We start from the raw sequence: 9792 nt of genomic DNA on the forward strand, positions 1-9792 counted from the left end.
GCACGGACGTTTGACGACGGCCCCGGCTTGGTAATCCGTCGCCATGGCGACGGAAGAGGCGGCTGAGCTGCCGCTGGACGGCGAGCTGGCGAGGGTCGCCGCGCGGATGTCGGGACTGCTGCTCTCGCGCGAGAGCGTCGATTCGGTGCTCGAGCTGATCGTCACCCTCGCGGGGATGACCATCACCACCGCGGTGGGCGCCGGGGTGACGCTCGTCGACGACGAGGGCCACCCCGCCACGACCAGCGCGTCCGACCCCCGGGTGCGCGACGCGGACGCCCAGCAGTACCAGCTCGGCGAAGGACCCTGCCTGGCGGCGATCGCGGCCGGTGCGCCGAAGCGGATCGACGACGTCGCCACCGAACGGCGCTGGCCCCGCTGGTGCGCCGCGGCCGGTGACGCGGGCCTGCGGTCGGTGCTCAGCACGCCGCTCGTCACCGAAGACGGCTGCTTGGGCGCCATCAAGATCTACGCGACCGCCGCCGGCGCGTTCAGCCTCGCCGACGAAGCGACGCTCGGGACGTTCGCCGGCCGGGCCGCCGTCCTCGTCGCCAACGCCCGCGCGTACGAGCGGGCGAGCCGCTTCAGCGAGCGGTTCAAGGACACCCTCCGCGAGCGTGACGCGGTCACCATGGCGAAGGGGTTCCTGATGGGCCGCGACGGCCTCGACGAGGACGCCGCGTTCGACCGGCTGCTGGGGCTGGCGCGCGCCGGCGCCCGCAGCCCGGCCGAGGCCGCCGCCGATCTGCTCTCCCCCGCGCCCCGGGGAGAGTGAGCCGCCGATGCGCTACCTGCCCGCGGACGAACAGCAGCGGCTGCTCGCCGCCTGCTACGAGCGGAGCCGGCTGACGCCCGAACAGCTGTGGATGCGCTACTTCGGGCTCGGCGGCGGCCAGAGCCTGCTGGAGCTGGACGCCTACCTCAACGGGCTCACCACGCTGCCCCGGGTCGACCGCGACATGCTGGCCCACGCCGTCAACGAGCGGCTCGACGAGCTGGCCGGGCCGTCGCGCGCGCCCTACAGCCATTCGTTCCGCGACGGGAAGCCGTTGCACGGCCCGCTGAAGGCGCTCGTGGACCTGCTGGAGGGCGCTCACCGCGCGCCGCCCGAGCGGCTGCCCGCCGTCGTCGCCGAAGCCGGCCGCGCGCTCGACCTGCGGATCGGCATCTACCTCGCCGACTACGACCAGCGGACGCTGGTGCCGCTGCGCGCGGAGGCCGCCGCGGAGCTGGACATCGAGACGAGCGTCGCCGGGGACGTCTTCCGCCGCGCGGAGACCGTCGTGACGCGGGACGGGCCCGCCCCCACGCTGTGGACGGTGCTGCTCGACGGCGTCGAACGGCTCGGGGTGCTGGAGATCGTGCCCACCGACGACGCCGACCTGGACGACCCGATGCTGCGGGAACAGTGCCACTGGCTGGCGACTCTGCTCGGCCACCTCGTGACGATCACGACCCAGTACGGCGACGGCCTCGACGTGCGGCGACGGCGGCAGCACCGCGCGACCCCCGCCGAGCTGCTGTGGCAGAGCTTGCCGCCGCTGACCGGCGCGACCGACTGCGTCATCGTCGGCGCGAGCGTCCAGCCGGCGTACGACCTGCGCGGGGTGGTGTTCGACTACGCGCTCTCGGAACGGCGGGCGCGGCTGGCGATGTTCGACGCGGGCACGCGCACGGACGGCGCCGGCTACGCGGTGGTGAACGCCCTCGCCGCCTACCGCGCCGCCCGGCGCGACGGGGCTTCGCTCGGGGAGCAGTACACCGCCGTCGGCCGGGAGCTCGCGGGCTCGGAACCGGTCGTCACCGGGGTGCTCGCGGAGCTGGACCTGCGGACCGGCACGCTGCGCTGGCTGACCGCCGGCCACCACCCCGCACCGCTGATCGTCCGCGACGGCCGGGCGCTGGCGGAGTCTGAGGCCGGCCCGGCCGGGGCCACCGCGGGCGAGCGGCCGCGGGCCGTGGAGGTGCGGCTGCGACCCGGTGACGTGCTCGCGCTGTACTCGCACGGCCTGACCGGGACCACCGACCGGGCCGGGACGCCGTTCAGCCGGGAGCGGGTGGCCGGCTACCTCGCGGAGGAACGGCTGCCGCCGGAGGCCGCGCGCCTGCTGACCCGTGCGGTCGCCGATCACGGCGCGGGCGAGCCGCGCTCGGACGCCGGCGTCCTGGTCGCCCGCTGGGTACCGCGCTGAGCGCTCGCTCAGCAGGCGGCGTTCTGCATCCCCGCGGACAGCAGCTCCCGCAGCGCGTCCGACAGCGAAGCGAACATCGGGACCACCGCGGCGAGGCCCGTGATCCGGAACAGCCGCGCCAGGGTCCGGCTGTTCGCCACGACGACCAGCCGCCCGCCCTCTTCGCCCGCGAGCTCCGCGGCCGCCGCCAGTGCGCGGGCGCCGGCCAGCCCGAGGAACGCCACCTGCGACAGGTCGACGATCGTCGTTCCCGGTGGGGACGCCGTCAGCTCGCGCCGCAGGATCGGCAGGGTCAGGGTGTCGATCTCGCCGGCGAAGGTCAGCACCAGCAGACCGGGGCGGTACTGGGTCCGGCGCGCCGTGAGCGGCGCGGACCGCGTGGGGACCGGGAACGTGGGGGACACGGGTTCGGCAGGCCTTCCGCGCCGGCGTGGGCCGGCGACGCAGAGGGGTGATCAAGGTCGGGATCTTGGTACCCAAACCGCCGGAACGGAAACGCCCTCTTTCCCGGTGGACGCGGCCGGGCATCCGGTGAAGACCCGCCGATCGCCCGCGACCCGAACGGGCGGTTTGCTCCCGAGCCGCACCGGGGTAACCGATCTTCACCAACCGAGGAGGCGCCATGGACCGGCGGTACCGGTGATGTTCAGCGAAGTCGTGGTGGTCGGGCAGATCGCCCGTGACCTGGTCGTCGAGGTCCCGGATGCGCCCGGCGCCGACTCGTCGGCACCGGTGAAGCACCGGAAGGAGATGCTCGGCGGGAAGGGCGCCAACCAGGCCGTGGCGCTGAGCCAGCTCGGGGTGGCGGTGTCGCTGGTCGGCGTCGTCGGGCAGGACGCCGTCGGCGACGCGCTGCGCGCCCGTGCCCGCGCCGACCGAATCGGCACCTCGCACGTGGTCCGCCGGCCGGACACGGAGACGGCGCTGCTCATCGACGTGGTCGACAAGCACGGCCGCCGCCGCTACCTCGAGCACGTCCCGGACGCGACGCTGGTGACCGAGACCGACGTGTTCGCCGCGTCCGCCCCGATCTCGGCCGCCGGATCCCTCATCGTCCAGCTGCAGCAGCCGGCCCCGGCGGCGCTGCTGGCGGCCCGGCTCGCGCACACGGCGGGCACGCGGGTCGTGCTGGACGGCGCGCCCCAAGACGACGCTCTCACGACGGATTTGCTCGCCCTCGCCGACGTCGTCCGCGCCGACGGCCACGAAGCCGAACTGCTCACCGGACAGCCGGTGGACGACGTCGCCTCCGCGGCGCGCGCCGCGGCGGACCTCCAGCGTCGCGGACCGTCGCTGGTCGTGCTCGAGGTGGCCGGACAGGGGAACCTGTTCGCCGGGCCCGCGGAGTCGTTGTTCGTGCCGCACGTCGAGACCGAAGTGGTCGATCCGACCGGGGCCGGGGACGCGCTGGTCGCGACGCTGACCGCGGCGCTCACCCGCCGCCGCCCGCTGGAGACGGCGGCGTGCCTGGCGGTCGCGGCGGCCGCGGCGACGACCGAGCACGCGGGCGGACGGCCCCACCTGTCCGGCCCGGTCCTGGACCGGCTGCAGCCCCGGCACCTCGAGACCGTCCACGCCTGAGCGCGGTGCCGTGGGTGACGCACGCCCGGCATCCGGCCGCCTCCGCTTGCAGTGAATGACTCATTCCTGGCGTCCGGCGCAAGGAATGAGTCATTCACTGCGTCGCGAACCGGCCCGCTACAGGCCCGGTAGCTTCTGCTCGACCCCGAGCAGCTTCGCGAACGGGTCACCGTGCTCGGCCAGCCGGGCGGGGACGTCCCGGATCGTCCACCGGTCCGGGGTGAGGCCGTCGTCGTCGAGTTCCTCCCACTCCAGCGGCACCGATACCGGCGCCCCGGGTCGCGGGCGCACGCTGTAGGGCGCGACCAGCGTCTTGTTGAGCACGTTCTGCGTGTAGTCGAGCCGGGCGCGGCCGCGGCGCTTGTCCTTCGCCCACGCCCAGCTGACCAGGTCCGGCAGGACCCGCCCGATCGTCTTCGACACCGTCTCCGCCCACGCCCGGGTCTGCTCGAACGTGCAGTGCGGCGCGATCGGGACCCACACCTGGATCCCGCGCTGGCCGGTCACCTTCGGCCGCCCGGTCAGGCCGAGGTGCTCGAGCGCTGTGCGGTGCAGCCGCGCCAGTTCCAGGACTTCCGCGAACGACGTCTCCGGGCCCGGGTCGATGTCGAACAGCACCCAGGTCGGATGGTCGACATCCGCGGCGCACGAGGTCCAGGCGTGCAGTTCGAGCGCGCCGTAGTTCGCCAGCCACGCCAGCGTGGCGACGCTGTCGGCCACGACGTACCGCTGGCTCTCCCCCGCCTCGGCGCGCTCGTTGCGCCACGTCGTCAGCCAGCCGGGCGCGTGCTTCGGCACTTCCTTCTGCCAGAAGCCCGGTTCGGTGACACCTTGCGGAAAGCGGTTCGTGTTGAGGGGCCGGCCCGCCAGGTACGGCAGCATGACCGGGCCGACCGTGACGTAGTAGCGGATCAGGTCGCGCTTCGTCACCGGCTCGCCGGTGCCCGCCGCCGGGAAGAGGACCTTGTCGAGGTTGGTCAGGGCCAGCTCCCGCCCCGCGACCGTCCACTTGCCCTTGGCGCCCAGGGCGTCGAGGGCCGCCAGCTCGTCGTCGGTCGCCGCGGCGAAACCGACCGCCTCCTCGGCCTCCGCGGCGGGCCGGTCGCCGTGCCACAGCGCACCGGGCGCGGCCGCGACCTCGTCGTTCGTGCGGCCGCTCTTCACCGAGCGCGGGTGGTCCTCGGCGTCCCAGCCGGGCTCGGCGTGGTCGTCGTCCTTGTGCAGGAGGAACCACTGGTCCTTCTCCCCGCGGTTCGTGCGCACGAGGACGAACCGCCCGGCGAGCTTCTCGCCCTCGAGGTCGAAGTGCAGCGTGCCGTCCTCGATCGCGCGCGCCGGATCGGCGTCGACCGGCCGCCACACCCCGCGGTCCCAGACGATGACGTCCCCACCGCCGTACTCCCCGTGCGGGATCACGCCTTCGAAGCCGGCGTACTCGATCGGGTGGTCTTCGACGTGCACGGCCAGCCGGCGGGCCTTGGGGTCGAGCGTCGGCCCCTTCGGCACCGCCCAGCTGACCAGGACGCCGTCGAGCTCGAGCCGGAAGTCGTAGTGCAGCCGGCGGGCGCGGTGCCGCTGCACCACGAACCGGTGCCCGCCCGGCGCGCCCGGCTCCCCGCCGGCCGGCTCGGCGGTCCGCCGGAAGTCGCGCATCTCCTGGTAACGCCGCAGTTTGCGGCCCGGCACGTCAGCCATGACGACGGGGTACCCCGTTCACTCCGGCGACGACCACGGCGGATTCCGCTCCGCCAGCTTCCGGTACTCGTCCACCTCCTGCGGGGTCGGGTCGAGCCCGGCCGCCTCGGCGAACTCCTCCGGGTCCGTGTCGTCGCCGTCCGGTTCCGTCACCGCGATCACCCGCCGAGCGCGCCGCGGATGAGGTCGCGCGCGCGGTCCATGATCGCCGCCGGCGGGCCCAGCAGCAGGTTCGCCTTCGCGCTCTCGACGCCGGCGTGCGGCCGGGTCGGCCCGACCGCTTCGGCCAGCTTGGCGGTCGCCGCCATCGCCCGCAGCCGCTCCGGCGGCCGGTGGGCGCGCAGCAGCGGGAACTCCTCCCGCTCTTCGTGCTCGGCGTGGGCGAGCACGTCTTCGCGCAGCTGGACGAGCAGCGTGTCGAACCCATCGGCCTCGGGGCCCATCTTCTGCAGGGTCGTCAGGAGCTCCTTGGCCCGGTGCTCCTCGCCCAGCCGCGCGTCGACGACGGGTTCGGCCGCGGGCTCGAGGTCCCGGATCTCCGGGTGCACGACCAGCTCCTCCGCCGTCTCGTGCACCGACAGCAGCCGCACGAGGTCGTGGAACAGCTCCTGCCGCCGGTCGTCTTCCGCGGTCTCCAGCGCGGCGAACAGCTCGCGAATCTCCCGGTGCTGCCGCTGCAGCAGCTCGATGACGTCTTCTTCCTTGTCCGGCACGGAAAGCCTCCTCCTCGTGGGTGGTAAGGAGGAAGGCTTTCCCCGTCGCCGGCCGGTTACTCCTGCCGGTTCGCCATCGTGAGCCACAGCACGCCGGCGGCGGTCAGCGCGATGCCCGCGACCGTCCACCACGACCACCAGGTGAAGAACGCGACGACCAGCCCGACGGCGAGCAGCACGCCCCCGCCGGTGTCGGCGTCCCCGGCCTTCGAGAATCCCCCGGCCACGGCCATCAGCCCCGCCTCCCGTCCACTGCGGCCACGATCAGCGCCGCGCAGTTCCGCACCGCGAGGCCGCGCTCCTGCGCCATCGAGATCAGGCCGGCCTGCGCGGCCGCGCCCGTCATGCCTTGGGCCACCAGTACTTTCAGCGCCATGGCCACGACGTCGGTGGCGGGCGGGCGCGGGGTGCGGACGGGCATCGGACGACCTCCGGCTCGGACAGGCGGCAACGAACGCGACCGGATACCCCGTCGCTCCCGGTTTCACACCGCTTCACCCAACCCGGCCGGGTGGTCTCGGTTCAACTCCCGGCGAGCCCTGGTGGCTTCAGTCCCGGGCGAGCCACACCGCCGCGTCCACCGGCAGCCGGCGGCCCTCGAGCGGCACGCTCGCCAGCAGCACCCGCCCGTCCTGCGGCAGCTCGCACGGCTCCGCCGACAGGTTGACCACACAGGCGAATCCCGGCTCCCGCGCGAAGGACAGCACCCCGGGAGACGCCGGCGACCACGTCAGCGTCCCGTCGCCCAGTGCCGGGTGCGCCCGGCGGGTGGCGAGGGCCGCGCGGTACAGGCTGAGCATCGAACCCGGGTCGGCCGTCTGGGCTTCGGCCGTCGCCGTGCGCCAGTGGGGCGGCTGGGGCAGCCACGTGCCCGTCCCGCCGGGCGAGAACCCGAACGGCGGTGCCGTGCCCGACCACGGCAGCGGCACCCGGCAGCCGTCGCGGCCCCGGCGGGTGTGGCCGGACCGCTCCCACGTCGGGTCGGCGAGCACAGCCTCGGGCAGGTCCTCGACCTCTTCCAGGCCCAGCTCCTCACCCTGGTAGAGGTACGCCCCGCCGGGCAGCGCGAGCATCAGCAGCAGCGCCGCCCGGGCCCGGCGCCGGCCCAGCACCAGGTCGCCGCCGGGCGCGAACCGCGTCACATGCCGGACGACGTCGTGGTTGGACAGCACCCACGTCGCGGGCGCACCGACCGCCTCCAGCGCTTCGAGCGTCCGGTCGATCACCTCGCGCAGCGCACCCGCGTCCCACGCGCAGCGCAGGAACTCGAAGTTGAACGCCGTGTGCAGCTCGTCCGGGCGCACGTACCGCGCCAGGCGGTCCGGCCGGTCGACCCACGCCTCCGCGACGAACACCCGGTCCGGGCCGAACTCCCCCGCGATCTTGCGCCACGAGCGGTAGATCTCGTGCACGCCGTCGAGGTCCCAGTGCGGGTGGGACCCGCGGTCGGGCGGCTGCGCGATCTCTTCGTCCTCGGCGCCGAGGTCGGGGAACGCCGGGTCCTTGAGCAGGCCGTGGGCGACGTCGATGCGCACGCCGTCGACGCCGCGGGCGAACCAGAACCGCAGCAGGTCCTCGAACTCGGCGCGGACCTCCGCGTCGTCCCAGTTGAGGTCGGGCTGCTCGGGGGCGAACAGGTGCAGGTACCACTCGCCGTCGGCCACCCGCGTCCACGCCGGGCCGCCGAACACGCTGCGCCAGTCGGTGGGCGGCAGCTCGCCGCCGGCGCCGCGGCCCGGCCGGAAGTGGTACCGCGCGCGTTCGGGTCCGCCGGCGAGCGCGGCGCGGAACCACGGGTGCCGGTCGGAGGTGTGGTTCGGCACGACGTCGATGAGCAGCCGCAGCCCGGCCCGGTGCGCCTCGGCGACCAGGTCGAGCACGTCGGAGTCGGTGCCGAACAGCGGGTCGGGGGTCCGGTGGTCCTCGACGTCGTACCCGCCGTCGACCATCGGCGAGCGGTACCACGGCGTGGTCCACACCGCGTCGACGCCGAGTTCGGCCAGGTGGCCCAGGCGCGAGCGCAGGCCCGCGAGATCGCCGGTGCCGTCCCCGTCCGCGTCGGCGAAGCTGCGTACGTAAACCTCGTAGACCACGGCGTCGCGCCACCAGTTCGCGGAGTCCATGACACCCGAGTATCTACGCTGGAGCCGTGAGCGACGCGTGGAAGTGGGATCCGTCCCTCTATTCGGGCAGTGCCGGCTACTACGCGCGGGGGCGCGCCGGCTATCCCCCGGAGCTCGCCGAGGCGTTCGCGGCCGAACTGGAGCTGGAGCCGGCCGGGTCCGGACGTCTGCTCGACGTCGGCTGCGGGCCCGGGTCGCTGACGCTGCTGCTGGCCGGCTGGTTCGACGAAGCGGTCGGGCTGGACGCCGACGCGGACATGCTCGGCGAAGCGGACCGGCTGGCCATCGAGGCGGGCGTCCGGAACTGCCGCTGGGTGCACCGGCGCGCGGAGGAGCTGCCCGCCGGGCTCGGCCGGTTCCGGCTGGTCACCTTCGCGCAGTCGTTCCACTGGCTCGACCGGGCGCGGGTCGCCGCCGCGGTGCGCGGCATGCTGGCGCCCGGCGGCGCCTGCGCCCACGTGCACGCGACGACGCACCAGGGCGTCGAAAGCTCGGTACCGCACGCGGAGATCGCGGAGCTGGTGCGGTCGTACCTCGGGCCGGTGCGGCGGGCCGGGCAGGGCACCTGCCGGACGGCACGGCCGCCGGCGAGCCGGAGATCTACCGCGCCGCCGGGTTCCGCGGGCCGCGGCGGTTCGAGGTCCCGGGCCGGGACGTCACCCGCACCACCGACGACGTCGTCGCCGGCGTCTTCTCCCTGTCCAGCGCGGCGCCGCACCTGTTCGGCGACCGCCGTGCGGAGTTCGAGGCCGAGCTGCGCGCGGTGCTGCACCGGGCGAGCCCGGCCGGCACGTTCACCGAGCGGCTGGGCGAGATCGCCGTCGACCTCTGGCAACCCTGACGTCCACTGTGGACGGTTTACCAGGGGTTGTTGTCGTAGCCGTCGTCGTCGGCCTCGGCCGCGCGGGCCCGGCGGGCGCGCCGGGGGCTTTCGTCACGGGCGGACGGCCGCGAGTCCGGCCCCGGCGCGAACGGCGACGCCGCCCCGGGCTCGTCGCCGAACGCGTCCGTGGCGAAAGCCGAGGGCGGTTCCGTGGTGCCCCGGTCGGTGCTCCAGCCGGACTTCGTCTTGCGCTGCGCCATTTCGCGCACGTGCTGCACGTACCGTTCGGCCGCCTGCACCTGCTTGGTCATGTACTCGTGGGACTGGGCCTTGATCTCCTCGCCCCGCTGCTCGCGCAGGACGCGCCGCTCGGACTGTTCGCGGACGAGACCGTCGAGCTCGGCCTTCATCGCGTCGATCTCGCTCATGCGTCCTCCTACCAGGTCCGGGCGGACGGCGGGTCTTCGTCGTCGTTGAGGGAGCCGATGATCCGGCGGCCGGGCTCACCCAGGTTGTCGAAGACGGCGCCCTCGATCCGGTAGGCCGGCGACCGGCGTTCGGTGTCCCCTCCGCCGCCTTGGGCACCGCCGCCCATCGCGCCCATGGGCATGCCGGTCTCGACCCGGGCGGCGCGGGGCACGGGCTCGGCGAGACGCCGATGTCGA

Annotated in this window: 12 protein-coding genes and 1 pseudogene; 4 read left to right on the plus strand and 9 right to left on the minus strand. The window is 74.4% G+C overall.

Annotated features, from left to right (window positions below; genetic code table 11):
* Window positions 1–43 precede the first annotated feature (43 nt).
* The gene (locus tag AB0M83_RS42790) at window positions 44–775 is read left to right on the plus strand and encodes a GAF and ANTAR domain-containing protein (RefSeq protein WP_364526652.1); all 732 of its coding nucleotides are present in this window, start codon (window positions 44–46) and stop codon (window positions 773–775) included.
* Between the two features lie 7 nt (window positions 776–782).
* Window positions 783–2192, plus strand: a complete 1410-nt coding sequence (locus AB0M83_RS42795) for a PP2C family protein-serine/threonine phosphatase (protein ID WP_364526654.1) — start codon at window positions 783–785, stop codon at window positions 2190–2192.
* Window positions 2193–2200: 8 nt separating this feature from the next.
* Here AB0M83_RS42795 and AB0M83_RS42800 read toward each other — a convergent pair whose 3' ends face one another.
* The gene (locus AB0M83_RS42800) at window positions 2201–2596 is read right to left on the minus strand and encodes an anti-sigma factor antagonist (RefSeq protein WP_364526656.1); all 396 of its coding nucleotides are present in this window, start codon (window positions 2594–2596) and stop codon (window positions 2201–2203) included.
* A gap of 238 nt (window positions 2597–2834) precedes the next feature.
* Here AB0M83_RS42800 and AB0M83_RS42805 point away from each other — a divergent pair, with 238 nt between their 5' ends.
* Window positions 2835–3773, plus strand: coding sequence for a PfkB family carbohydrate kinase (locus tag AB0M83_RS42805; protein ID WP_364526658.1), 939 nt, complete (start codon window positions 2835–2837; stop codon window positions 3771–3773).
* A 117-nt stretch (window positions 3774–3890) separates the two neighbouring features.
* Here the strand turns inward: AB0M83_RS42805 and ligD are convergent, their stop codons facing one another.
* The 6 genes from ligD to AB0M83_RS42835 all read right to left on the minus strand — a co-directional run bounded on the left by ligD (window position 3891) and on the right by AB0M83_RS42835 (window position 8304).
* Window positions 3891–5468: a non-homologous end-joining DNA ligase gene (gene ligD, locus AB0M83_RS42810; RefSeq protein ID WP_364526660.1), complete on the minus strand. Its 1578-nt coding sequence runs from the start codon at window positions 5466–5468 to the stop codon at window positions 3891–3893.
* A gap of 18 nt (window positions 5469–5486) precedes the next feature.
* On the minus strand, window positions 5487–5621 hold the full coding sequence (locus AB0M83_RS42815) for a hypothetical protein (RefSeq protein WP_364526662.1): 135 nt from the start codon (window positions 5619–5621) through the stop codon (window positions 5487–5489).
* A 5-nt stretch (window positions 5622–5626) separates the two neighbouring features.
* On the minus strand, window positions 5627–6181 hold the full coding sequence (locus tag AB0M83_RS42820; protein WP_364526664.1) for a hemerythrin domain-containing protein: 555 nt from the start codon (window positions 6179–6181) through the stop codon (window positions 5627–5629).
* Window positions 6182–6237: 56 nt separating this feature from the next.
* Complete coding sequence (locus AB0M83_RS42825) at window positions 6238–6414, minus strand: hypothetical protein (protein ID WP_364526666.1); 177 nt, start codon at window positions 6412–6414, stop codon at window positions 6238–6240.
* A complete protein-coding gene (locus AB0M83_RS42830; protein WP_364526668.1) occupies window positions 6414–6602 on the minus strand; it encodes a hypothetical protein in 189 nt (62 codons plus the stop codon). Before AB0M83_RS42830 ends, AB0M83_RS42825 begins: the two co-directional genes overlap by 1 nt.
* 127 nt (window positions 6603–6729) lie before the next feature.
* Window positions 6730–8304 (minus strand): glycoside hydrolase family 13 protein, encoded by a 1575-nt coding sequence (locus AB0M83_RS42835; RefSeq protein ID WP_364526670.1) that lies wholly within the window; start codon window positions 8302–8304, stop codon window positions 6730–6732.
* Window positions 8305–8330: 26 nt separating this feature from the next.
* On the opposite strand from AB0M83_RS42835, the pseudogene AB0M83_RS42840 reads away from it, so the two are divergent.
* Window positions 8331–8732: pseudogene (locus AB0M83_RS42840) on the plus strand (class I SAM-dependent methyltransferase); the annotation flags it as partial.
* A 430-nt stretch (window positions 8733–9162) separates the two neighbouring features.
* Here the strand turns inward: AB0M83_RS42840 and AB0M83_RS42845 are convergent.
* Window positions 9163–9555, minus strand: coding sequence for a hypothetical protein (locus AB0M83_RS42845; protein WP_364526672.1), 393 nt, complete (start codon window positions 9553–9555; stop codon window positions 9163–9165).
* An 8-nt stretch (window positions 9556–9563) separates the two neighbouring features.
* A partial coding sequence (locus tag AB0M83_RS42850; RefSeq protein ID WP_364526674.1) for a hypothetical protein occupies window positions 9564–9792 on the minus strand: 229 nt, incomplete at its 5' end.

Source organism: Amycolatopsis sp. NPDC051106 (assembly GCF_040682775.1).
GTDB lineage: Bacteria > Actinomycetota > Actinomycetes > Mycobacteriales > Pseudonocardiaceae > Amycolatopsis.